This window comes from Leclercia tamurae (genome assembly GCF_025566055.1).
GTDB classification, from domain to species: domain Bacteria; phylum Pseudomonadota; class Gammaproteobacteria; order Enterobacterales; family Enterobacteriaceae; genus Enterobacter; species Enterobacter tamurae.
Window position 1 is genome coordinate 19,943 of record NZ_JAMHKS010000063.1, and the last position, 22,003, is coordinate 41,945.

General features: G+C 49.7%; 26 protein-coding genes. 21 read left to right on the plus strand and 5 right to left on the minus strand.

Annotation, left to right across the window (positions count from 1 at the left end; all coding sequences use genetic code 11):
- The first annotated feature begins 289 nt into the window (after positions 1–289).
- The 3 genes from M8318_RS03025 (at position 290) to M8318_RS03035 (ending at position 3,968) form a co-directional block, all read left to right on the plus strand.
- The gene (locus M8318_RS03025) at positions 290–1,150 is read left to right on the plus strand and encodes a RepB family plasmid replication initiator protein (RefSeq protein ID WP_148569870.1); all 861 of its coding nucleotides are present in this window, start codon (positions 290–292) and stop codon (positions 1,148–1,150) included.
- Positions 1,151–1,842: 692 nt separating this feature from the next.
- Positions 1,843–3,009 carry a plasmid-partitioning protein SopA gene (sopA, locus tag M8318_RS03030; RefSeq protein WP_148569871.1) on the plus strand — a complete coding sequence of 389 codons (1,167 nt, stop codon included), beginning with the start codon at positions 1,843–1,845 and terminating at the stop codon, positions 3,007–3,009.
- Positions 3,009–3,968 (plus strand): ParB/RepB/Spo0J family plasmid partition protein, encoded by a 960-nt coding sequence (locus M8318_RS03035; protein ID WP_148569872.1) that lies wholly within the window; start codon positions 3,009–3,011, stop codon positions 3,966–3,968. Before sopA ends, M8318_RS03035 begins: the two co-directional genes overlap by 1 nt.
- A gap of 449 nt (positions 3,969–4,417) precedes the next feature.
- Here the strand turns inward: M8318_RS03035 and M8318_RS03040 are convergent, their stop codons facing one another.
- A complete protein-coding gene (locus M8318_RS03040; protein ID WP_262660918.1) occupies positions 4,418–5,689 on the minus strand; it encodes a Y-family DNA polymerase in 1,272 nt (423 codons plus the stop codon).
- Positions 5,689–6,120 (minus strand): translesion error-prone DNA polymerase V autoproteolytic subunit, encoded by a 432-nt coding sequence (gene umuD, locus M8318_RS03045; RefSeq protein ID WP_262660919.1) that lies wholly within the window; start codon positions 6,118–6,120, stop codon positions 5,689–5,691. The genes M8318_RS03040 and umuD overlap by 1 nt, the downstream gene beginning before the upstream one ends.
- Positions 6,121–6,358: 238 nt before the next feature.
- Here umuD and M8318_RS03050 point away from each other — a divergent pair, with 238 nt between their 5' ends.
- From M8318_RS03050 to M8318_RS03085, 8 genes are all read left to right on the plus strand, one after another.
- Positions 6,359–7,315: a plasmid segregation protein ParM gene (locus tag M8318_RS03050; protein WP_262660920.1), complete on the plus strand. Its 957-nt coding sequence runs from the start codon at positions 6,359–6,361 to the stop codon at positions 7,313–7,315.
- A gap of 4 nt (positions 7,316–7,319) precedes the next feature.
- Positions 7,320–7,718, plus strand: coding sequence for a plasmid partitioning/stability family protein (locus M8318_RS03055; protein ID WP_262660921.1), 399 nt, complete (start codon positions 7,320–7,322; stop codon positions 7,716–7,718).
- A 12-nt stretch (positions 7,719–7,730) separates the two neighbouring features.
- Positions 7,731–7,994 carry a hypothetical protein gene (locus M8318_RS03060; protein WP_262660922.1) on the plus strand — a complete coding sequence of 88 codons (264 nt, stop codon included), beginning with the start codon at positions 7,731–7,733 and terminating at the stop codon, positions 7,992–7,994.
- 27 nt (positions 7,995–8,021) lie between these two features.
- Complete coding sequence (locus M8318_RS03065; RefSeq protein WP_262660923.1) at positions 8,022–8,216, plus strand: hypothetical protein; 195 nt, start codon at positions 8,022–8,024, stop codon at positions 8,214–8,216.
- 231 nt (positions 8,217–8,447) lie between these two features.
- Entirely contained in the window at positions 8,448–8,963 is a 516-nt protein-coding gene (locus M8318_RS03070) for a hypothetical protein (RefSeq protein WP_262660924.1), read from the plus strand.
- Positions 8,964–9,220: 257 nt separating this feature from the next.
- On the plus strand, positions 9,221–9,517 hold the full coding sequence (locus tag M8318_RS03075; protein WP_262660925.1) for a chorismate mutase: 297 nt from the start codon (positions 9,221–9,223) through the stop codon (positions 9,515–9,517).
- Positions 9,459–10,331, plus strand: a complete 873-nt coding sequence (locus M8318_RS03080; protein WP_262660926.1) for an AraC family transcriptional regulator — start codon at positions 9,459–9,461, stop codon at positions 10,329–10,331. Before M8318_RS03075 ends, M8318_RS03080 begins: the two co-directional genes overlap by 59 nt.
- 96 nt (positions 10,332–10,427) lie before the next feature.
- Positions 10,428–11,045 (plus strand): LysE family translocator, encoded by a 618-nt coding sequence (locus M8318_RS03085; RefSeq protein ID WP_262660927.1) that lies wholly within the window; start codon positions 10,428–10,430, stop codon positions 11,043–11,045.
- Positions 11,046–11,097: 52 nt separating this feature from the next.
- Here the strand turns inward: M8318_RS03085 and M8318_RS03090 are convergent, their stop codons facing one another.
- Positions 11,098–11,700: a site-specific integrase gene (locus M8318_RS03090; protein ID WP_110277576.1), complete on the minus strand. Its 603-nt coding sequence runs from the start codon at positions 11,698–11,700 to the stop codon at positions 11,098–11,100.
- Positions 11,701–11,988: 288 nt separating this feature from the next.
- On the opposite strand from M8318_RS03090, the gene M8318_RS03095 reads away from it, so the two are divergent.
- On the plus strand, positions 11,989–12,723 hold the full coding sequence (locus M8318_RS03095) for a hypothetical protein (RefSeq protein WP_262660928.1): 735 nt from the start codon (positions 11,989–11,991) through the stop codon (positions 12,721–12,723).
- Between the two features lie 375 nt (positions 12,724–13,098).
- On the opposite strand, the gene M8318_RS03100 is transcribed toward M8318_RS03095, so the two are convergent.
- Positions 13,099–14,616, minus strand: coding sequence for a hypothetical protein (locus tag M8318_RS03100; protein WP_262660929.1), 1,518 nt, complete (start codon positions 14,614–14,616; stop codon positions 13,099–13,101).
- 581 nt (positions 14,617–15,197) lie between these two features.
- Here M8318_RS03100 and M8318_RS03105 point away from each other — a divergent pair.
- Positions 15,198–15,665: a hypothetical protein gene (locus M8318_RS03105; RefSeq protein ID WP_262660930.1), complete on the plus strand. Its 468-nt coding sequence runs from the start codon at positions 15,198–15,200 to the stop codon at positions 15,663–15,665.
- Between the two features lie 258 nt (positions 15,666–15,923).
- Here M8318_RS03105 and M8318_RS03110 read toward each other — a convergent pair whose 3' ends face one another.
- Positions 15,924–16,055, minus strand: a complete 132-nt coding sequence (locus tag M8318_RS03110; protein ID WP_262364825.1) for a hypothetical protein — start codon at positions 16,053–16,055, stop codon at positions 15,924–15,926.
- Here M8318_RS03110 and M8318_RS03115 point away from each other — a divergent pair.
- The 8 genes from M8318_RS03115 to M8318_RS03150 all read left to right on the plus strand — a co-directional run bounded on the left by M8318_RS03115 (position 16,054) and on the right by M8318_RS03150 (position 21,975).
- Entirely contained in the window at positions 16,054–16,746 is a 693-nt protein-coding gene (locus M8318_RS03115; protein WP_181726290.1) for a DNA methylase, read from the plus strand. The genes M8318_RS03110 and M8318_RS03115 overlap by 2 nt on opposite strands.
- Positions 16,743–16,964 carry a hypothetical protein gene (locus M8318_RS03120; protein WP_148569892.1) on the plus strand — a complete coding sequence of 74 codons (222 nt, stop codon included), beginning with the start codon at positions 16,743–16,745 and terminating at the stop codon, positions 16,962–16,964. Before M8318_RS03115 ends, M8318_RS03120 begins: the two co-directional genes overlap by 4 nt.
- 52 nt (positions 16,965–17,016) lie before the next feature.
- Positions 17,017–17,439, plus strand: a complete 423-nt coding sequence (locus M8318_RS03125) for a DUF1380 domain-containing protein (RefSeq protein WP_262660931.1) — start codon at positions 17,017–17,019, stop codon at positions 17,437–17,439.
- Between the two features lie 356 nt (positions 17,440–17,795).
- On the plus strand, positions 17,796–18,227 hold the full coding sequence (locus M8318_RS03130) for an antirestriction protein (protein ID WP_262660932.1): 432 nt from the start codon (positions 17,796–17,798) through the stop codon (positions 18,225–18,227).
- A 53-nt stretch (positions 18,228–18,280) separates the two neighbouring features.
- Entirely contained in the window at positions 18,281–18,478 is a 198-nt protein-coding gene (locus M8318_RS03135; protein WP_148569895.1) for a hypothetical protein, read from the plus strand.
- A gap of 768 nt (positions 18,479–19,246) precedes the next feature.
- A complete protein-coding gene (locus tag M8318_RS03140) occupies positions 19,247–19,465 on the plus strand; it encodes a hypothetical protein (protein WP_262660933.1) in 219 nt (72 codons plus the stop codon).
- A gap of 61 nt (positions 19,466–19,526) precedes the next feature.
- Entirely contained in the window at positions 19,527–19,892 is a 366-nt protein-coding gene (locus tag M8318_RS03145; protein WP_181726293.1) for a hypothetical protein, read from the plus strand.
- 67 nt (positions 19,893–19,959) lie between these two features.
- Positions 19,960–21,975 carry a ParB/RepB/Spo0J family partition protein gene (locus tag M8318_RS03150; RefSeq protein ID WP_262660934.1) on the plus strand — a complete coding sequence of 672 codons (2,016 nt, stop codon included), beginning with the start codon at positions 19,960–19,962 and terminating at the stop codon, positions 21,973–21,975.
- Positions 21,976–22,003: the final 28 nt, after the last annotated feature.

Below are 22,003 nucleotides of genomic sequence, written 5' to 3' on the forward strand. Positions count from 1 at the left end.
ATAATACGATCCTATTGAAGATCCTAAATGGATCCATACAGTTCCAAACAGATCCCAGATCGCTACAGACCATGCCAGACAAGGCATACAGAAGATTTGGGTGTGTCACATTATGCAGTAAGTGTGTCACAACATGTAATTAGTGTGCCATACCATGATCAAAGTGGGTGACATCATGCACTTAGTGTGTCATAACATGCAAAATGGTGTGTCATAGCATGTGAAATACCGAACTATTCACCCTTTGTGGATAACCTTGAATGGATTCCTACTTAAGTGGCATAACTCTATGACTGATAACAATTTTATCCCCTCTCAAATTACAAATGAAGGAGAGGTACATCAATTAACAGTCACAAGTAATTCTTCAGTGCAACCAGCTATTCTACTGCGCTTGGGTGTCTTTGTTCCTGGCAGCAGAGCAATACCCAAGGGGCAGAAGTCCGGTATTGATGTTTCTTCTTCATTTTCTCAGCTTGAATTCGCCCGTAAGGAAGGTTATGACGAAGTCAGGATCTTTGGTGAGCGACTTAACATATCAACGGACTTTAGTGTCTGGATGGGCATTATTGGTGCCTTCAGTAAATACGGTTTGAAATCGAACACTATCGAGCTGCCTTTCACTGAGTTCGCCGCATTGTGTCAGTACGACTCTCGTCAGTTTAACAAGCGCCTGCGTGACACCATCTTCGATGCACTTACCAGGATCGGTACCAAGACAGTTCAGTTTAACAGCAAGAAAACTGGAGATAAATTTTTCACTCAGCTTCTTAAGAGCGGTAAGTACACCAGAGAATCCGATACGATCACGCTTCAAGCCGATGAGCGTTTGCATGAGCTGTATCAGATCGACTACAACATCCTTCTGCGTAAACGTCCTTATCATATGCTTAAAGGTAAAGAGGTTGCTCAGACGCTCTATACCTATATCGCCAGTCTGCCTGATAACCCTGCCCCAATCCGGTTTGATCGCATCATCGAACGTTTAAATCTGACCTCTCCAGTAAAGGAGCAGAACCGGCTGATCAAGGCTGCACTTAAGCAACTACAAGATATTGGCTACATTGAATATTCTATTGTAAAAGATGGGCGAACTCTAACGGTGTTGATTCATAAGCGAAACAAAAAACTTAAAGAATTGGCATCATAGAAGGTGGGTCGCATTATGCAGGATATTCAGCATTGGCGGGTCGTACCATGATTTTAGGTGTGTCATAACATGGTATCGTGGCACAGTTGCGTTTGAGCGTATTTTGTTAGGCTGATTTTTGAGCAGTTGGGATATCTTTACATGCTGTGACACACCTTTTGCATATCGCTGCCCACCTTTAACATGTTCCAACCCACCTTTTTGAGATCCTTTAACGATCTTTTTTCATAGCATGTTACAACACACCTTATGCATGCTATGACCCACCTTTATGATTAAGGCGTTTACAGAACGCGCTTCTCGATACGTATAAGTGACCATAAAAATAGCTCACATCTGGTCTGATGCATATCAAGAAATGGGACTTAACAAGTGACCCCGGGATACCTCGTCTTTTTAAGGCAGTGAGTGCTAATTATTCGATACATCGTATGTCGAACTTATGAAAAGACCAATCTGAACGTACCAAAGATGCCCTGTCTTTTGAGAGGTTGATGGTTAGCTATGGCCTCCTGATCGTAAAACTATCGTAATCACCTCATTTTGTTGAAGGATTCTGTTTAATAAGTTATCAACTTTGCAAAATTTGATGTGCTTTGCACTTTTCTAGGTAGTTTGCATGTTTTATGTTGCTTTGCTTGTTTTCTCAAGATTTAATAGAATGATGCAAAGTTAATTGAAAGGAACTTCTTATGGGATTAATGGATACGCTAAATCAATGCATTACCGCTGGTCATGAGATGACGAAAGCCATCGCTATCGCTCAATTTAATGATGATAGCCCTGAAGCAAGGAAAATCACCCGGCGGTGGCGAGTTGGTGAAGCTGCCGATCTGATCGGTGTGTCATCCCAGGCTATTCGTGACGCTGAAAAAGCAGGGCGCTTGCCTCATCCAGATATGGAATTACGAGGGCGCGTAGAGCAGCGTGTTGGCTATACCATTGAACAAATAAATCATATGCGAGATGTGTTTGGTACCCGTCTCCGTCGTCCTGATGAAAGCCTGCCTCCGGTTATTGGTGTTGCAGCTCATAAAGGTGGGGTTTATAAAACATCTGTCTCCGTTCATCTTGCTCAGGATCTGGCTTTGAAAGGGCTTCGTGTACTGTTAGTTGAAGGTAACGATCCGCAAGGTACGGCATCGATGTATCACGGTTGGGTTCCCGATTTACATATTCACTCTGAAGATACGCTCCTCCCCTTTTATCTCGGTGAACGAGATGATGCTTTATATGCCATAAAACCAACCTGCTGGCCTGGTCTGGATATTATTCCTTCTTGTCTCGCATTGCATCGTATTGAAACTGAGCTTATGGGGCGTTACGACGATGGTAAGCTGCCGACAGACCCTCATATGATGCTAAGACTAGCCATCGAAACGGTTGCGCATGATTATGATGTGGTTGTCATCGATAGTGCTCCTAACCTTGGTATCGGCACAATCAACGTTGTTTGTGCTGCTGACGTATTGTTAGTCCCTACTCCCGCGGAACTCTTTGACTATACCTCTGCTCTTCAGTTTTTCGACATGCTCAGGGATCTGCTGAAGAACGTGGACCTTAAGGGCTTCGAGCCAGATGTCAGGATCTTGCTTACTAAATATAACAATAATAATGGTTCTCAGTCGCCCTGGATGGAAGAGCAAATTAGGGATGCATGGGGAAGCATGGTTCTTAAGAACGTAGTACGTGAAACGGATGAAGTGGGTAAAGGACAGATCCGAATGAGAACAGTGTTCGAACAAGCCATAGATCAGCGTTCTTCTACTGGAGCATGGAGGAATGCACTCGCAATTTGGGAGCCGGTTTGTAATGAAATATTTGATCGTCTCATTAAACCACGTTGGGAGATCCGTTAATGAAACGTGCACCTATTATTCCTAAATCTAATCCTTCAGTCGCTCCTGCAACTACTGCAACAGCTCCAGCTGCTCCTATGGTTGATACGCTCATTGCTCGAGTGGGCGCTATGGCAAAAGGTAATACTATTACCCTTCCCGTGTGTGGCCGAGATGTAAAGTTTGTTCTTGAAACTATACCAGGTGTAGATGTAGCAAACTCTACAAAGGTCTGGGTTGGTAATGAACGTGATCAGGCATTTTTAACAGAGGAGGCATTGGACGATCTCATACCATCGTTTTTACTAACTGGCCAACAAAATCCGGCTTTTGGTCGTAAGGTCGGGGGACATATAGAGGTTGCCGATGGTAGCCGCCGTCGCATGTCTGCCATTCTTACATCAACTGAGTATCGCATACTCGTCGGTGCCCTTGATGACGAACAGATGAATGCTTTATGCAAGCTTGGAAACGATTATAGACCGACAAGTGCTTATGAAAGAGGTAAGCGATATTCTCAGCGATTAGAAAATGAATTTAATGGGAATATTTCTGCTCTGGCTGACGCTGAAAATATTTCAAGGAAAATCATAACCAGATGCATCAGTTCCTCTAAGTTACCAAGAGATGTCATCGCCCTTTTCTCTCATCCAGGCGAGCTTTCTGCCAGAGCTGGTGAAAATTTACAGAAAATTTTTGCTGAGAACGAGGCTCGTTTCCTCGAAGGGGCTTATGAACTTTCAGAAAAAAGAAAGGCAGGTGTAGTACTTGAGGCTGATGAAATAATCCATTTTCTTACAGCCTTACTAAAAGATCACAGCAAAAAATTAAATCAGACCCCTGAAAAGCGCGTTTTCATTCCGGGAGCATCAGCGCAGTATAAAGGCAATAAATTAATCATTAGCCTAGATCGCTCTAAGCTTTCAGAAAAAGACATTGGGAAGTTTGAAGAAATGCTTGAGCATTTGGCTATTAAGTAAAAAAGTAATTATTCATAACTATCTTTCTAATTTACGATCCTCATGACCGTGGTCCCAACCACTCAACTGGGACCGTGGTCCCAACCACTCAACTGGGACCGCGGTCCCAACCACTCAACTGGGACCGTGGTCCCAACCACTCAACTGGGACCGTGGTCCCAACCACTCAACTGGGACCGTGGTCCCAACTACCCAACTGGGACCACGGTCCCAACTACCCAACTGGGACCGTGGTCCTAACCACTCAACTAGGACTGTGATCCTAACCACTCAACTGGGACTTTGGTACCAACCTATAGTCAGTCAAGCCTTTGTATGGGTATGTTCTAGCTAAGGCGCGTAAGTAATGTTTGTTAGTTCGTCTCTTTGGTGCTTCCTCGCTCACTCGCGGGCTTCGCCCTGTCGTTCGGCTGCGGCGAGCACTACTAGCTCTTTCTGAAAAGCAGGATTTAACTAATCCTTGCTATCGGGATATCTTTCCAGCGGGTGGTGTACGCAGGGGACAGCATATCGCGTTTCATCTGCCATGATGGTTCAATGCCTCGTCCGGCAAACCAGACATGGCCCAGGCCAGAATGATTAATACCATCGAGAACCTTCATCAGTTCTGCGCTATGAGGTCGGGGCGGACGTTCGTCGAACAGCTGCAGCTGTGACACGCCTGAACTTGTGAAGTCATTCAGCATCACACCGGCTTTGGCATACCGGTGGCCATCCTTCCAGATACGCTCCAGCGCCGTTGTGGCGGCCGCAATGATGTCCCGGGTATCCTGAGTGGGCGTAAGCAGTTTCTCCGTAGCCACGTTGCCGTAGTAAGGCTCTTTAACGGTGAACGGAGACGTTTTGATAAAGACAGAAATATGCCGGCAGAACTGGTGTTCCCCCCGAAGCTTCTCCGCCGCCCGTTCCGCATACTGGCAAATGGCCTGGCGGAGCGAATCCGCTTCCGTGATTTTCTCGCCAAAACTGCGACTGCAGACAATTTGCTGTTTGGTGGGAGGGGCTTCCTCAAGGGCTATACAGCTCTCACCGTTCAGCTCACGTACCGTTCTTTCCAGCACAACAGAGAAATTTTTACGCACAAAGGTCGGGTTCGTCAGAGCCAGATCCAGCGCCGTCCTGATTCCCAGAACATGCAGCTTTTTCGCAATACGGTTGCCGACGCCCCAGATCTCTTCCACAGGTTGCAGGGAGAGCAATTTCCGCGTTCTGGCCGGATTACCCGGGGTCAGGGCCAGTACGCCCCTGAACTGTTTCCATTCCTTTGAGGCCCACTGAGCAGATTTGGCCAGCGTTTTAGTGGGACCCATACCGACGCCGATCGTCAGCCTGGTGCAGTCATAAACGTGCCCACGCAGTTGCCGACCGAAATCTTCCAGGTTATTATATTTATGTATGCCATTGATATATAAAAACATTTCATCAATTGAGTATTGTTCCACGCGAGGTGCCAGTTCCTCGAGACAGCTCATTACGCGGGCCGACATTGAAGCGTAAAGCTCGTAATTACTTGAGAACGCGTAAATTTTCTCCGGATAGCTTTCGTTTTTCATCTGGAACCACGGGGTACCCATACGCACGTATTTTTTACTCTCCGCGCTGCGGGCGATTACGCAGCCGTCGTTATTACTAAGCACCACAACAGGCTTACCCTTCAGGTCCGGGCGAAATACCCGCTCGCAGCTGGCGTAGAAGCTGTTCACATCAGCGAGGGCAAACATCAGTACATCTCCCGTGTCCGGTGGATGATGTGGGTCACCACGCCGAAAATTTCCAGCTCATTGGGGTCGGGGTAGATAGGTGCCCAGACGGCGTTCATAGGCTGCAGAATCAGTCTCGGCCTCAGCAGCAGGCGCTTCACGGTAAATTCACCCTGCAGGCTGGCCACAACAATATCGCCGTGCTGAGGTTTTTCCGCGCAGTCGACGACCAGAAGATCCCCGTTAAACAGGCTACCATCTGACATGCTGTCGCCGCTCGCGCGCAGATAGTAGGTCGCACTCGGATGACGAATGCAGTAGTCATGCAAATCCAGATCTGACTCAACGTAATCCTGGGCCGGGCTGGGAAATCCGCAGCTGGCCAGATCTGAAAAAAAAGGATGCGTTTGCGGCGGAATCTCTTTCCCCGGCCTAAGCAACTGTAACTTCATGTATCCCTCACGACTTTAATTATACTGTTTTTATATACAGTAGTATTTTTACCGTAAGCGATCAACTTCGAGCGCAGAATGCCCTTTTTAACACGTCCCACATCCAACCCTTATTGTTCTCTAATTTTTCTCTAAATTATTCTTGATAAATCCCATCGCACTGTGTAAATTTCAAATTGTTCTCTTATACTTCTCAAATAAAAACCTGATTTTGTATTTGAAATTACCGTGAGGTTATATGAAAATTTTCATCGATGATGGATCAACCAACATTAAGTTGATGTGGCAGGACGGAGAAAAAGTTTATCGGGCGATCAGTCCGAACAGTTTCAAGCGTGAGTGGGCGGTTTGCTTTGGTGGCCAGCGCGTTTTTAACTATTCGCTCAATGGAGAGCACTACACCTTCGATCCCATCAGCGCCGATGCGCTGGTCACGACCAACATTGCATGGCAGTACAGTGATGTGAACGTCATTGCCGTCCACCATGCGCTGCTGCAGACCGGACTTGAACCCCGGCAGGTCGACATTGTCGTGACGCTGCCGCTCGCGGAGTATTACAACCGTGACAATCAACCCTGTGCTGAGAATATCCGGCGCAAAGAGGAAAACCTGATGCGGCCGGTCACCCTGAATGACGGACTGACCTTCACCGTTCGCAGTGTGCGCGTCATGCCTGAGTCCATTCCGGCAGGCTTTGATGTGGTGAGCAAACTGGACGACCTTGACTCACTGCTCATTGTTGACCTGGGAGGCACCACGCTCGATATTTCACATGTCAGGGCCAAAATGCGGGGGATTTCGCGTATCTTTGGCGACTCCGGCCTGGGGGTATCACTGATGACGCAGGACGTCAGGGCGGCGATGGCAGTGGCCAGAACGCGGGGCAGCAGCTATCTTGCTGACGAACTCATCATCCACCGCGAAGACGAGAATTTTATGCGGCAGCGCATTAACGATGCCTCCAGACTGGCCGTCGTGCAGGAAGCGCTTCGCGATTCACATCACCGTCTTGTGAACCGGGTGATCGATGCCGTGAAGAGCTTTGAAAGTTATTCTCATGTTATGGTAATTGGTGGCGGTGCCGAACTCATCGCCAGTGCGGTCAGACAATTTTGTGGGGTGCGCGATGACAGGTTTTACCTGAGCGAAGATCCCCAGTTTGACCTGGTCAATGGCATGTTCGCAATTGGTTAATGAGATGGATAAACCGGACACCCGTAGAAAAATTACGTTTTACCTGAACCCCGAAAGCAACGCTGCTGAGCGCTACGTCTGCGATGAAACGGACAGGCTGCCCCAGGGTGAGCGGGGGAACGTCTGGCGTGCTGCGCTTCTGTCCGGCTTTGCCCTGAGAAAACAGGATGAAAGGCTGCCGCATCTGCTGGCAGCCCAGCTGAATGAATCGACCACGTTCGAGGAGATGGTTCTGCTGATGCAGGCGGTTTTCCCGGAAGAAATGAAAGCGTTCGGCAACCGCCGACCAGCAGCGCAGACGCCAGCAAAAGGGCAGGGCAGTGCACCGCCCGCGCCCCGGGAAGATGACAATGAAACCCTGAGCAATGCCCGGGCCATGTTTGGTGGCGCGAAGGATAAATAAGGTAAATCCATTATGTCACTCGTAAAGCACCATGCTGAACGCATGATCTGCCATGTTCTGCGTGCCAGAAACGTTCCAGAGGACCAGTGGGCGGACCTCGTCAAAAAGACCGGCAGGGGAATGGTCCTGCTGGGCGTGGCGTTGGTCGTCCCGTTATTACTCGTCGATGCGATGCCCCTGCCGGTGACCATTGTGCTGCAGATAGCCTACGCCTGTCTGATGTGCCTCGGAGTTATCCTGGCCTTTGACAATAAAACGGCAAAAGGACGGTCATGATATGAACATCAACCTACAGGAAACAGTATGCGACTCGAAGAACTGAAAGATGAAGACCGAACGCTGGTTGTGGTGGCGCTGCACCGCGAGCGGTTAACTGCATCCAATGCCGCCTTTACGTTCTGCCAGCTGGCCGGAAAAACCCCGCCTCCGGATGATATTTTTGGATTACATGAAGTGCAGGACGCGCTGCGTCGTATTGGGGCAGCGCCCGCGCGATAAAGCGGCATAAAAAAACGGCAGGGAGACATCTCATCCCTGCCGTCAAAATAAGCGCTCAATTTTCCGGCGATTATAGGGTTTTAAATTGTGATGTAAATCACAATTTAACCTCAAGCAAAATTTCTCTGATTAATGCCTTATGCTGCGGATTCCTGCATACATAAAGTAGTCAAAACAGTAATCAACGAGATTATTAACGATCTGATTTACAGGTAGCAGACAGGAGCTATTGTGAGAATTTATCACGGTTCACGCGCGTTTTTTGACAGCTTTGACCCTCAGTTTTTTGGTACAGGCGAAGGTACAGGATTGGCGTTCTGGTTTATTGATAATTTTGACGGTGCCGATTACCACGCTCATATGATATCGCGTCTTCCTGTTCATACTCCCAGAGTCTATACCTGCGAATTCCCTGACCATTTGCCAGTGGCAGACCTGGATGCTTCTCTTTCTTCGCAGCCAAAAATCCTGGCACGACTGAGGGACACCCTGCCAGATGAGCTGGCCATTGAACTTCCAACAGAGGACCGTCACTGGGGAACTCACCTGCTACTCAGATGGGCTGCTCTTTCCGGAAAAATAGGTGAAAACAGCGAGTTAATTGATTTGTTGTTTTCCCGCTGCGGTATTATGGGGGCACATAACATACAGGGCGGTTGCGGGAATACCCGATACAAAGGCAGATGTACGGTCATTTTTGCAGGTGCTGCGCATCATATCCGCATACTCAAAACGGAAGAGGTATGAGTTTTTCCCTTTCATCACAGTTCTGCACAATCGAAGGGTCTGCTACTGGCACAAAGCGGACTGACACGCAAGCTTATGTCCGCTATGAGCGAGGAGCAGACATTCGCCCTCTTTTTACCGCACTCTCAGTAACCGCATATTCTTAATTGAATTCTTCGGTATATCGTCCTTTCAGTCAGACTTTACAAATTAAGAATTTATTTAGACAAAATTTGTGTATCCTGTTGTACTCTCGTACTAGTTAAGGGGTGGTTAAGATGGATTTTTCTTCAATTGAGGATGTCAGAAACCGTATCGATCAAATTGACAGTGAACTGGTTAAAATGATCGTGCAACGTAGCCAATGTGTTAAAGCTGCAGCAGCTTTCAAAAGTGATCATTCAGCCGTGCGTGCTCCAGACCGTGTCCAGCAGGTAATCGACAAGGTAAGTAAACAGGCAACTGAGATAGGACTTCCCGCAGGGATTATCGAAAAGGTCTACAGGACTATGATCGATGCGTTTATCGATTATGAACTCAGGCAGCACGACGAATTGCAACAGGAGAAATGCTGACATCGTGCGTCAACATTCCATTGAGCTTCTTCCCATAACTGTAGCGGGTGTCGAAGCGGTAAACGCCAACAGCGATATTTCGTTCGGGCGGCATACTCACGACCAGTTCGGCATTGGTTTGATGGACAGCGGCGGACAAAAATCCCTGAGTGGGCGAGGATATGTCGAGTCGAACGCGGGTGATGTCATCACTGTTAACCCGGGGGAAGTTCACGACGGGACCCCGCTCGATGGCCCGCGAGCCTGGCGAATGCTTTATTTTGATACTGAGCTTATGAATCGCTGCTTTAGCGATATTTCCGATGGCAAATTTGCCAGCGGCGAATTTGCTCTGCCTGTATCAACGAATATCGGCATGGCAAAAATTTTTAACCAGTTATATCAATCGATTATTAGGGGTAATGGCGATGTAGAAAAGCTGGCTTCGGATGAGGCATTGTTAGTCCTGATTAAAGAATTGGCTCAAATGCCCAGGCTTCAGATGAAAATGCCCATAAAAGGCGTGTTGTACGCGAAGGAAAAAATGGATGACGCGCCGGAAAGTGCCATATCTCTTACTGAACTGGCGGCGATTGCCGGACTTGGGCAATTTACGTTTTTGCGCGCTTTTGCGCATTACAGTGGAATGACTCCGCACGCCTATCTTTTGCAGCGACGCCTGTCCCTGGTTCGAAAGCTTATCTTGGGCGGAATGACCCTTGTTGATGCAGCGATTGCGGGGGGGTTTGCGGATCAAAGCCACATGACTCGTCTGTTTGTTCGCAGCTATGGCTATACGCCGGGCCGTTATGCAAAACAGATTTCAAAAATCTAGCTGCCACTGCAGCTGCAATTTTATTCAAGACAGAGAAAGCCTCTTAATCAAATACTGGAGCGGTTATGTCAGCTGCCGATGAGGGGTAAGATTTTGATGCTTTATAATGATTTTCTGGTGACATCTCTGCTGATTATTATATCACCAGGTACTGGCGCCATTATTACGCTTTCTGCCGGTCTTAGGCAGGGAAAACGTAGCGCAATAATTGCTGCTGCCGGATGCACTCTCGGGGTATTGCCTCATATGCTGGCTGCAATTACAGGCCTTGCCGCCCTGCTACATGCCAGTCCGTTACTATTTTCCATTGTGAAGTATACCGGTGTGGCTTACATGCTGTTTATGGCGTGGCAAACTCTACGGGATAAGGCACTTTTAACCGCAGCCGGTCCCGGGTCGGAGATATCTCATAGCGCCTTGATAATACAGGCGATAGTTGCCAATCTTCTTAATCCCAAACTTTCGCTATTTTTCCTGGCATTCCTTCCGCAGTTTATCGCCACCGGGGATGTACACCCCACACAGAGTATGTTGATTCTGTCAGCTATTTTTGCAGCCATGACTTTTGCTGTATTTTCTCTGTATGGGGCTTTTGCTTCGTCGGTTAGTCATTATGTATTAGGAAATCATAGGGTGATGAGCGGCATTCGTTGGGGTGTAGCACTGGCCTTTAGTGCAGTTGGGATCCGACTGGCGCTGGCTGTGCAACAGTGAAGATTCGAACGTCCGCTTCTGGCACAGGGCTGCTGTTGCAGCCCTGATAACCTTAGACTTCAATCGATTCAGAGATCTCTAACGCATCATCGACTTCAATGCCCAGATAACGGACTGTGCTTTCCAGTTTCTTATGGCCCAACAGAAGTTGGATCACCCGAAGATTCTTGGTTTTCTTGTAGATCAGGTAAGGTTTTGTTCTTCTCATGGAATGTGTGCTGTAAAGTGAATCTTCGAGACCAAGCTTTTCTACCCACCCATGAAAGATTCGGTTGTATTGTCGGGTTGATATGTGCTGATTAGTTCCGACCCGAGATCGGAACAAGAAGTCTTTACTGTGCAAATTGCCAAGCTTTATCAATGCAGCAACAGCTTCTCTTGTTCCTTTGGTTATCTCAAATTGCACAGGACTACCGGTTTTCTGTTGCAACACCGTTGCTCTGCTTGAAACCAAGCTACCATATGCCACATCAGATACTTTGAGTTTGACCAGATCACAGCCTCGAAGCTTACTGTCCAGGGCCATATTGAACAGAGCTAAATCGCGCGTTTTACCTTCCAGTTCAAGCCGGATTCGGATCCCCCAGATATGAGATATCTGAAGTGGTCTTTTTTGACCGATGATACGGTCTTTGTTCCACGGTGACGTGTTCATACTCAAATCTCCTGCAATGTGGGAAATTTGAGTATGGTTGTCCCTTATGAGCGAGAAACGGACGTTATAGATAGTGTGTTAAGGTTTTCTCTTTAATTGCAATGTCATATCCTCAACGACCAAGTAGTGACATTTTTCGTTATTATATGGTATTGTGTTAGAATTAATTTATTGATGCGGAATCATTCAAAGCTTCATTGGCACTTATATTTAACTTATAATCTTAATTAAAGAATTTCTTATTTTTAGGTATTTTTATGCAAATACTTAATGAAAGGAGGCATAAATTTGGATACTAATAGTCCATTAATTGAAGTCGAGCAGAACACTTCAGATATATATATTCCGTTGCAAGCCTGGTTCGAGGGGAGAAAATTCCTTTCACACAGATTTTCGGGCCAAAACTGTAGTGATAATCCATCAGGTGATTGGGGGACTTGGTTATCAATACAGGAATGCTGTCCTCTCCATCAGGTCAATAGTCTTAACTGGGTCGGACTGCATGAAGCTAGGAAAAATACAGATTCATACTTGGGGAATGTGAAGAGTGAATTTAATGGAAAGCTTCCCATTTTTATTCATGAAAAGGAGAGGGTGATAATCGAAAAAAAAATCGGCATTCCTCCCAAACCCTCATTACCAATCTATTTAATATCATGCTCTGATATGGATGATACCAATGAACACATTGTTTATGTCGGAAAAACCGTTAACTCCAAAAGGTTTATTGGCGGTCACTCGGCTGCCTTAAAGTTGCTAGATCCCAAATATAATAATATGAAAAAGAGGATATATAGAGCCACCCCATGGTTTTATGATGGAAAAGACTATATTTCACTGGATTGGATTAGTCCGACATCATTAGCTATAGAATTACTTGACTTTATAGAGTCTCATCTTATTTATAATCTCAAGCCGGAACTCAACACATCGAAGAAAAAAAATGAAGATACACGTTATTCTTTTTATCTTCACATTCAGAACTTTTTATCAACAGGCTTTCTTAATGATGAGTTTATTTAATATCATTACTTATTAACATAGTAGAGATTAAACTACGTCCGCTCCTGGCACGCAGCGGACATTGCTGGCTGAGTTGAGGGTCCGCTGTGAGCGAGGAGCGGAAGTTCAATATTTTTCATAACGACTGATGTGACAACACTAATTTTCGAACTTACTGGTACAAAAAATTTCCATAATCTTATAAAAAGTGGGGGGAGTCAGTATGGTTCAATATTTGAAATACTACTTGTTTATGTTGAGAAAATTTTAAGCTTGACATGGTTACCAGATTACAGCCGATCAACACCTAGACATCGAAACTTAGAGGTACCTCTGCTTTCAGGCATACTTAGAGGTCTATGTCTAAACCACCCGCTATGCAGGTGGTTGATTTACCTAATTCGGCCTTGCTTGAATAGCAGACTCTATAGCTGCTCGGAATTCCGGGGCATCAGTTCTTAATCGATAATCATCAAGGGTATTGAATATTTCTAGAAGTTCTCTACGATAATGCGGCGGTGCTGAATTACCTTCGCCTCTAGTGGTAAAAATTAATAATGAGTCAGCGACGTCTTTTAATTTTTTATTCCTTTTCAATCTAATATAACAAGATACAACTATATCAAGAATATGTTTTCTAGATTTCAAAGTGAGTTTTTTATTAGGCATAACCAACTGCAGCATAGCACCAAGTAATTTGGTAGCCTCTTTTGAAATATAATGAAGATCGAAATTATTTATATCTTTATTTTCTTGAGGAATCTCCTTTTCATCTATCCATTCGCATTGTTCTGCCCAATCTGTAGCGACGCTAAATAAATGACAGAGAAGGAAGTGAAAAGGTGTTTCCCATTCACCACTATATTCATCCGATTGCCTATTCATATTCTTTATAATTTTCCTTGCAAAATATGAATAGTAATGCAACCATAAATGATCCTGAAGACCCTGATGAATACCTTCATGAACCATAATTTCAAACAACGTGACACCTGAGTAAATAGGACATTTATATTTTGAAGCATCGTAATAGGAACCTAAAGACTTATTAAGTGCAGCAATAATTTTTTCATCTTCATCTAACCTCCAGTAGAGATAGTCACCGATATCACGGTATATTGCTAAATCAGCTGCAAAATTAGCATTGGAAAAGAAAAAATGTAATATACGGTTGTTTTTTGGAATCAATAAACGATGTCCTCGACTAACGTTAAGATTATTTTTAAGCTCAACATATAGACGACTGTTAGGTGAACCAAGTAATGCACTGATAAAATTAGAAGTAAAGTCAGAACGAACTATTGGCTCGATCTTGATTAACTCAAGGCAGAGGGATGGGTGCGCAAGTGCAAAGTGATTGGTAAGTTCAGGTGATGAGACAATATTTAACAAAGCTTCATGTGCATGTTCAGCAGCTGTCTCGCGATTAGAGATGCGGAGATTGTTAGCTATCTTATCACAAAGTCGATTCTTCACAGGTCTATCAATTATTGATATTAATTTTTCTAGTTGAGGTGCCAACAATTGTGCCAGATCGTCGTATCGTTTAGTAAGGTGCAAATTTTCCACTAACTCTCGAAATATCCCTGTTCTTCCAATTGAGAGTTTAGGGTTTTTTAAGCGAAATAAAATGTAAATAGCAACTGCGAGTGATATCAGGTATACGGCACTTGAACTATCTAATCCCCATTTCCAGGGGCCAAAGCTAAAATATAAGTCTAGTGATTTTAAAGCCGGTGCAAACACCAAATAATTGCTTAGTAAGAATGCAAACCCAACAATTAACCAATCCCACCACGCTAGGCAGAACCTTAAACGTAGTCGAGCGTTTGGCGTAATAAGGGCCCATACAGCAGCAATAACGCCCAATATGGTAAGTAGACTTGATGTATCAATTTTGGTTGGCGGTGTCATAATTTCTCTTGTAATCATTGTTTGATGTACATCGGAATGGTTTCAAATGATAAGGCTCTGTGTATGATAAATCAGAACGTTATGCACGTTTAAGAATACCCTCAAAATGGCACATTTTAATCTAAAAATGGCATTAAATGGACACTACTTGTCCACACAAGTTTTTTTTCAGTCGGCTTTTCCCGACTAACGTTTGGGGTGTCCTATTGAAACTACGCTCCTTATAAAAGCAATACTGTAGCTGTATGTTTATCAAAGGGGTTGTGCTAACCAAATTACTGAGGCCTAAGGTCCGCTCTTGGCACATAGCAGACTGTGACCAAATAAAGGATGCCGGTCTCCTCCGCCTTCCTGCTGTCTGCCAGCGGCGTGTTCAACGCCGTGCCTTCACGCTAACCCGGCCGCTACGGTCGCAAGGGTTCACTTCGTCTCTGTCCTCACCCGTTCGCACCTTTCACGGTGCATTCAGCCCGTGAAAGGCTTGCGCTGCGGCCTGTGGCATCGCCCCTGCGCCCTCCGCTTTACGCCGGGTTTTTGTGGCGGCACGGCGCAACAGGGTGCCGGATGCTGAGGACGCAACTATGTTCAGACTGACTTGTATTGAACTCATTAATGGCGAGTTTGCCGTATATATCAACAACCATTATCTGGGGAGCGAGGATGCCAGTAGTGAGCGACTCTGCATGGGCGAGATTAAGGAGCAGCTTTCCCGGCTCCCGGGCGTGGAATCACAGACCCTGCATGAACCTATGCCGGAGGGCGATGACTGGTGCTGGAACGACATCGCCGATCGCGTGCTGCCGTCGCTACCTGCCTGCCACGATGATATGACGGTGGCGGCGCTCATCGCCAGACTACAGCAGTATCCGCAGGATGCGCTGTGTATGGGGACATTCTGGCTTGCAGACGTTTTTCTGACGCTCGATGAAAGTCTGTCTGAAGAGGAAATTGCAGAAGCCATGCGTATCTGCGACCACAGCCACGATGCCGGAATCGGATTTAACTGGGACACGCTGCAGTTTGCCATTGACAGGGTGAAGGGGCGCTGACGAAAAAGAAGGACACCCTCCGGGGAGGCGGGTGTCCTGAAATCGAAGGCAAACATGCCAGAAAAAGGCACGAATCTGTCATCACTGAATATCCCCCTGTTGGACTCATAAGCTATCAGAACCGGTACCGAAGGATGTCGGTTCCCTCCGCCTTAAGGCCGCCTGCCGGCGGCATATTCAACGCCGTGCCTTCACGCTAACCCGGCCGCTACGGTCGCAAGGGTTCACTTCGTCTCTGTCCTCACCCGTTCGCACCTTTCACGGCGCATTCAGCCCGTGAAAGGCTTGCGCTGCGGCCTGCGGCATCGCCCCTGCGCCCTCCGCTTTACGCCGGGTTTTTGTGGCGGCACGGCGCAACAGGGTGCCGTATATCAGAGAGGAGAGTGCCATGTCCCGTTTTATCCTGGGTGACTGCGTGCAGGTCATGTCCCGTTTTCCGTCGCGTGCAGTGGATTTTATTCTGACCGATCCGCCGTACCTGGTCGGCTATAAGGATCGCACCGGGCGTACCCTTGCCGGCGACAACACGCCGGAATGGCTGCAACCGGCCTGTCATGAGATGTATCGCGTCCTGAAAAACGACAGCCTGATGGTGAGCTTCTACGCCTGGAACCGGGCAGATTTGTTTCTTAATGCCTGGAAAACGGCTGGCTTCCGGATTGTGGGGCATATCGTTTTTGCAAAATCGTATACGTCGAAATCAACATTTGTCGGCTATGCCCACGAAAGTGCCTACCTGCTGGCGAAGGGCCGGCCACAGACGCCGGACCGTCCCATCCCGGATGTGATCCCCTGGAAATATACGGGCAACCGTCACCACCCGACTGAAAAGCCGGTGCAGAGCCTGCGCCCGCTTATTGAATCCCTGACCCGACCGGGCGCCATTGTTCTGGATCCGTTCGCCGGTTCCGGCTCCACCTGCGTGGCGGCCGCCGAAACCAGCCGGCGCTATATCGGGATCGAGATGCTTGAAGAGTATCACGCCGCCGGCGTTCGTCGCCTGGCGCAGGTTGAAAGGTCGAGAAGAATGCCGGCCGCAAATGATGGGGCCTTTTATCCCGACTATCCGGAGGCAGCATGAACTATGCGGGACTTGAGGATCTGCGCACGGACGTCGCCACCCTCAGCAATGCCATGTGTGATGTGCGGATGCTGCTGAACCGCCTCGAATCTCAGCACAGGCACGATGCGGCCACGCTGGCTGAACGTATGGCCGCGCAGACCCTGCGCCGGATAAACACCCTTTTACTGGAAGCGTACCGCGAAGCCCTGGTGCTGGACGAAACCTTTCAGGACTGAATGACCCTGCCGGGCGATGCCCGGCCTGTTAACCCGATAAGAGAGTAAAAACATGTACGGAACCCGTGAAGAACTCTGTGTGAAGCTTGAAAACATGTTCACTGCCTGTGAACCGCTGACCCTGCTGGTCTGGACAACGGACGCGGTATTAGCGGCGTGCCGGAAACACAACCAGTTCCCGACTGAAGAGGAGGCACGCAGGATAATGAAAGCGATCGGTGACACGCATATGGCTGTGTACCAGATTAAGGGCGTCACACAGGTCAGCGTGAATGACATGCTGACGCAACACCGGGAAGAAGCAAACCGGCAGGTAAGCGTGCCGGCGGCCCTGCTCACACGCGTGTTGCAGGACTATGAGTGTGAGCTGGAGCACCGGGCGGGTCAGGCATGGGCGGCGGGCCGGCCCGAGCCGCAGGCCGTACAGGAGGCGAGAAACGACGTGTACCGGCTGAAAGAGGCGCTTGCTGCCTGATAGTGAGCCGGGGGAATGCCCCCGGCTTGCCAGTGGCCATCCACTGCGAAAAAGGATGTCAGTGCCTTCCGCTTTTATCCGCCGCAGCCCGCCGGGCCGCGGCGGGACAGTAAAACTCCTCTGACATACCGTGCGGTGGCGGCATGCGCCGTGACTTCACGGTAGCCCGGCCGCATCGGCCACAAGGGTTCGCTTCGCCGCCGTCCTCACCCGTTCGCACCCTTCACGGTGCATTCAGCCCGTGAAGGCTTTGCGCTGCGGCTTGCGGCGTCGCCCCTGCGTCCTCCGCTTTTCGCCGGTCTTCTGTGTCGTCACGGCGATGCCGGAACCGAGAATATGTTAACCGTGGAGGATATATGAACCAGACCCTGATCCGTTGTGATGCCATTCGTCTTGAGGGCGCGCAGCGTCTGACTTTCTTACCGGATGTGTTTGGCGGCGATTTTATAACGTCCGAGGCATCCATCTATGCCTATGCCAGACGTTATTGCCCCGACTATGTGGGGGGATTCTGGCAGTTTTACCGTCTGCCGGACGGGGGCGGATTTATGGCGCCCGACATGGAGAGCCTGACGTTTTGCAATGCGGAAAACTGGTTTGAGCAGACCGTCAGCGGGGAAGTGGCGGGGATCATCCTCACTGCGCTGGTTCTTAATCACCGGAGCTGGCACCACAGCAACCATGACCACGAAGAACTGTGTCGCCACTTTTGCCGCCGCCATGATCAACTGATGGCGTTTGCTGACACTCACCCGGAAAGCGCAACCATCTGGCGTGCCCTGGACTGAATGACCGCGGGCGGCGCTGCCGCCCGGTATCCTGAAAGAAGAGGAGAGACGTAATGCAATTATCAGCCGAAACACGCAATATCCTGCGGCAGTACAAAGCCCTGATCAACACCAGACGACGTGATTTGGGACTCAGCCCGGTTACTACCGCAAAAGTGGTGGAAGAATTGTGTGAATCCGCAACCCGCCAGTGTTCCGTATACTTATGCGGTCATTTTATTCTTCAGGGCGGGCAGGGTGACAAACAGTAACAGCAGGGCGGGGCTACAGCTCCGCCTGTTCGCGCGCTGAAAACCCTGTCATCCCTGCGGGCTGACGGGCTGCAGTGACAGCGCCTGCGGCGCTGCATCTACGCCCGGAGTCCGGAACAACAGCAGACTCATACGGGTAAATTATGTGAGGGTAAAAACAACGCCGTATCTGCCGGAAATCCTGTCATTTGCTGATCTGCAGGGTGCGATGGCCAGCAGGATCAGTTTGCCCGGGTTAACGGGCAGGCCCGTGCTGTGAAACCCGATCAGCAAATTTTCCGGAATATTACACATGGCCCCCTTCGGCTCCTGACCCGCTGCGCGGTTCAGTCGTCGAGCCCCACTCCGCCAGGGCCGCTGCTGCGCACCGTCCAGTCTCCGCCGAACCCCTGCGGGTTTCGGGCTTCGCTAGGGTCTGATGGCGAAGGTCAACTTCCCGGCTCACAGCGACCGTGCCGGTCGCGTCGCCTCCACCGCGCCGGCTGATGCCGTCGCTTTAATGTCGCCACGCCGTTCCGACGTGTCGGGTGCGTGCATCCTGTTCCCCCGGTGAGGCCATCACCCTGTGTGTCCTCCCGCGGAGGGCTGGTCGTAGCACCGTCGGGTCGTCATCCAAGGGGTGAAATACACGCCGTCAGAAACTTTTTGCGGGCAAAAACTTTCCGCCGTCGCCCCTTTCCTTCCGCCCTTCGCCGTCGCTCCTTTGCCCTTTGCCGCGAGAGAACTCACCAGGGAGATGGACAACCATCACCACAAGAGAAAACCAGGATGCACACACGAAACGTCAACGTCAAAACCGCCGCTCAAGAATCTACCGGAAGATGGGTTTTGTCTTTTCCTGAGCCTAAGACAGCCCACCTGATCGCTGTTCACGGGACGCAGGTCAGCTACGCATGGAACGTTCTGGAAGATTTGAAAGCAGCGGGGGCACCTTATACCCGGCGAAATATTCTTGCCGATATGTTCCGTCGCCTCGGCGTGAAGTAGTCCGTACACGCGGTATTTACCGGGCCGGGGATCCGGCCTTAACCAACAGAAAGGAGAAAAAATGCAGAACCTGAAAACTGCCCTGACGGGTAAAAAAGTCGGAGAGAGCCGCGACATGGTGAAGCTGCTGCGCATTCAGGCCACCGACACCCATGTGGTGGAGTTCGACAACGTGGACACCCGTTTTAACGACTGCAACAACTGGCAGGTCATGGCAGAGGGCAAGCGCGTCCTCTTCAGCAACCGCATGTATGAGCGTTTTTCTGACATGAAATCTGGCGTACTGGCAACGATCGCGGTCTGTGAAAACCGCGCGTCAGCCGCAGATATCGCCATGCTCGAGAGCGCGAAAGCCATGATGAAGGTTCTCGACAGCTATCCGTCTTTTGCAGCACTGGTTTCGCACCCTGAACGCATCACCGATTAACCGGAAGCCGTGACCGGAGGGCAATCCGGCCACGGCAAACCATCACTTAAACTGAGAGGTAAAAATAATGGTCGCCAGCAATTCTACGGCAAAAACACCGCGCAGCAAAAAATCCGCTGCTAAAACCGCGCAGACCACGGAGCAGAAGCTCGTGCAACTCCTCGCGGACACGCCTGTGCAAATCTTCCCTTTCTCCCGTCTGACACGCTCAGAACTGAACACGCGCATCATTGCGCATACCGAGGGGGAAGTGGAAGAGATGGCCAACAGCATTGAGGCTGTGGGTATTCTTCAGAATCTGATCGGTGTGGATCAGCCTGACGGCACCATCGGCATCGTGGGCGGGGAAGGTCGCCGCCGGGGAACCGGTATTCTGGTATTACGCGGTGTGGTTGATGCTGACACGCCTTTTGTTCCGGTGAAAATCCTGCCCGTAGAGCTGGCAGTAGCGGCCTCGATGATCGAGAACGGCAGACGCAAGAACATGCATCCTGCCGAGCAGATTATTGGTTTTCGTACCCTTCAGCAGGACGGCAAAACACCTTCGCAGATCGGCGCACTGATGGGCTTCCATCCGCGCCATGTCCAGCGATGCCTGAAGCTGGCGAACCTTGCCCCGGCCCTGCTGGATGCGCTGGCGCGGGATGAACTGGAGCTTGAGCAGTGCGAGGCGCTGACGCTTGCCGATTCCCACGAACGACAGATGCAGGTCTGGGAGGATGCTAAGGCGCAGTGGAACGGTCGTGCCCCGGTCGCCCACACCCTGCGCAAAATGGCGACAGACGACAAAATGCCCATCAGCCACCCGATGTTCGTTTTTGTTGGTGAGGACGCTTACACCGCAGCAGGCGGTGAACTGACCGCAGATCTGTTCAGCGATAAGGACAGCACCTTTGTGGATGCTGCGCTGGTCAGATCGCTTCTGGATGGCAAACTGACCGTCCTTGCGGCCCGGTTAAAACAGGAGCAGGGCTGGGGCTGGGCAGAGTTCCGCATGACAGAGCTGCGTGGCCACGGTGAGGACAAGGAGCAGTACCGTTTCGCCATGCCACAGGGTGTCCTGACGGACGATGAACAGCAGCGTGTCCGTGAGCTTGAGGATGCGATGGATGGCTGTGCGGCTTATGAAGACGAATACGAATTACAGCAGACGATTGATGATATTTACTGTGAAGCCACGTACCGCGAAGCCACACCAGAGTTCCGCGCTGCACACGGTATCTGGGTGTCATGGGATGGCAATGATTTTCAGGTTCAGCCGGGGATCCGCAGACTGACTGAAGAGGATCGCCACCAGGAGGAAGAGGCCCGACAGGCGCGCGAAAACGCGAGCAACGTGATCACCTATACCACGCCGGAGATCCCTGCTGACGCTTATCCCGCGACACTGGTGAAGGCCATGTCTGCCGAGCGTACGCTCGCGGTTCAGGCCGAGCTGGCAGGACGACCGGATGTGTCGGTAGCACTGTTGACGTGGACGCTGTGCATGAACATGTTCCAGCGCCCCAACTATGGCCACCGTCAGCAACCGCTTAAGGCTTCGGTCACCTCCAGTCAGCATTTTCTTTCCACTCTGGCTCCGTCCGGGGAGGCAGGTAAAGCCCTGATGTCGCTGAAGGCACAGCGTGAAGCCATTCAGGCGACGTTGCCGGAAAACTGGGATCAGGATTTCGCCTGGCTGCTGACATGGTCCGCTGAAAAGGTTAACGCCTTGCTGGGCTTCTGCGCCGCCCACGGGATCAACGGCCTGCAGGAGCGTCTTTACAACCGTACCGACGCCAGCGAGCTGGATAACCTTGAGGCCGCGCTCGACTTTGACCTGCGTAACTGGTGGCAACCGGATGCAGAGAACTACTTCGGCAAGCTGAAAATCACCCAGATTGGACGGGCGTATGAAGATGCGGGAATGGCAGACCGGGCTGGCGAGGTTGTGAAACTCAAGCGCCGCGATGCGGCGCAGGCAGCAGCGAAAGATCTCAATGCAGTGGGCTGGGTGCCTGACTGGATGGTGCGTTCCGCGCCAGCTGAACAGGCCGAAGAAGCCACCGAAACCGTTACTGAAACCACTGACCACGCAGCCTGATACCGGAGACCGCCGCCTTCGGGCGGCG

Coding starts and splice junctions, on each gene's coding strand:
- sopA (WP_148569871.1), top strand. CDS start 1,843: ATGGGATTAATGGATACGCTAAATCAATGCATTACCGCTGGTCATGAG.
- M8318_RS03125 (WP_262660931.1), top strand. CDS start 17,017: ATGTACGGAACCCGTGAAGAACTCTGTGTGAAGCTTGAAAACATGTTC.
- M8318_RS03065 (WP_262660923.1), top strand. CDS start 8,022: ATGCGACTCGAAGAACTGAAAGATGAAGACCGAACGCTGGTTGTGGTG.
- M8318_RS03085 (WP_262660927.1), top strand. CDS start 10,428: ATGCTTTATAATGATTTTCTGGTGACATCTCTGCTGATTATTATATCA.
- M8318_RS03060 (WP_262660922.1), top strand. CDS start 7,731: ATGTCACTCGTAAAGCACCATGCTGAACGCATGATCTGCCATGTTCTG.
- umuD (WP_262660919.1), bottom strand. CDS start 6,120: ATGAAGTTACAGTTGCTTAGGCCGGGGAAAGAGATTCCGCCGCAAACG.
- M8318_RS03145 (WP_181726293.1), top strand. CDS start 19,527: ATGCAGAACCTGAAAACTGCCCTGACGGGTAAAAAAGTCGGAGAGAGC.
- M8318_RS03115 (WP_181726290.1), top strand. CDS start 16,054: ATGTCCCGTTTTATCCTGGGTGACTGCGTGCAGGTCATGTCCCGTTTT.
- M8318_RS03075 (WP_262660925.1), top strand. CDS start 9,221: ATGGATTTTTCTTCAATTGAGGATGTCAGAAACCGTATCGATCAAATT.
- M8318_RS03080 (WP_262660926.1), top strand. CDS start 9,459: ATGCGTTTATCGATTATGAACTCAGGCAGCACGACGAATTGCAACAGG.
- M8318_RS03140 (WP_262660933.1), top strand. CDS start 19,247: ATGCACACACGAAACGTCAACGTCAAAACCGCCGCTCAAGAATCTACC.
- M8318_RS03110 (WP_262364825.1), bottom strand. CDS start 16,055: ATGGCACTCTCCTCTCTGATATACGGCACCCTGTTGCGCCGTGCCGCC.
- M8318_RS03135 (WP_148569895.1), top strand. CDS start 18,281: ATGCAATTATCAGCCGAAACACGCAATATCCTGCGGCAGTACAAAGCC.
- M8318_RS03035 (WP_148569872.1), top strand. CDS start 3,009: ATGAAACGTGCACCTATTATTCCTAAATCTAATCCTTCAGTCGCTCCT.
- M8318_RS03040 (WP_262660918.1), bottom strand. CDS start 5,689: ATGTTTGCCCTCGCTGATGTGAACAGCTTCTACGCCAGCTGCGAGCGG.
- M8318_RS03120 (WP_148569892.1), top strand. CDS start 16,743: ATGAACTATGCGGGACTTGAGGATCTGCGCACGGACGTCGCCACCCTC.
- M8318_RS03150 (WP_262660934.1), top strand. CDS start 19,960: ATGGTCGCCAGCAATTCTACGGCAAAAACACCGCGCAGCAAAAAATCC.
- M8318_RS03050 (WP_262660920.1), top strand. CDS start 6,359: ATGAAAATTTTCATCGATGATGGATCAACCAACATTAAGTTGATGTGG.
- M8318_RS03090 (WP_110277576.1), bottom strand. CDS start 11,700: ATGAACACGTCACCGTGGAACAAAGACCGTATCATCGGTCAAAAAAGA.
- M8318_RS03055 (WP_262660921.1), top strand. CDS start 7,320: ATGGATAAACCGGACACCCGTAGAAAAATTACGTTTTACCTGAACCCC.
- M8318_RS03100 (WP_262660929.1), bottom strand. CDS start 14,616: ATGACACCGCCAACCAAAATTGATACATCAAGTCTACTTACCATATTG.
- M8318_RS03025 (WP_148569870.1), top strand. CDS start 290: ATGACTGATAACAATTTTATCCCCTCTCAAATTACAAATGAAGGAGAG.
- M8318_RS03105 (WP_262660930.1), top strand. CDS start 15,198: ATGTTCAGACTGACTTGTATTGAACTCATTAATGGCGAGTTTGCCGTA.
- M8318_RS03130 (WP_262660932.1), top strand. CDS start 17,796: ATGAACCAGACCCTGATCCGTTGTGATGCCATTCGTCTTGAGGGCGCG.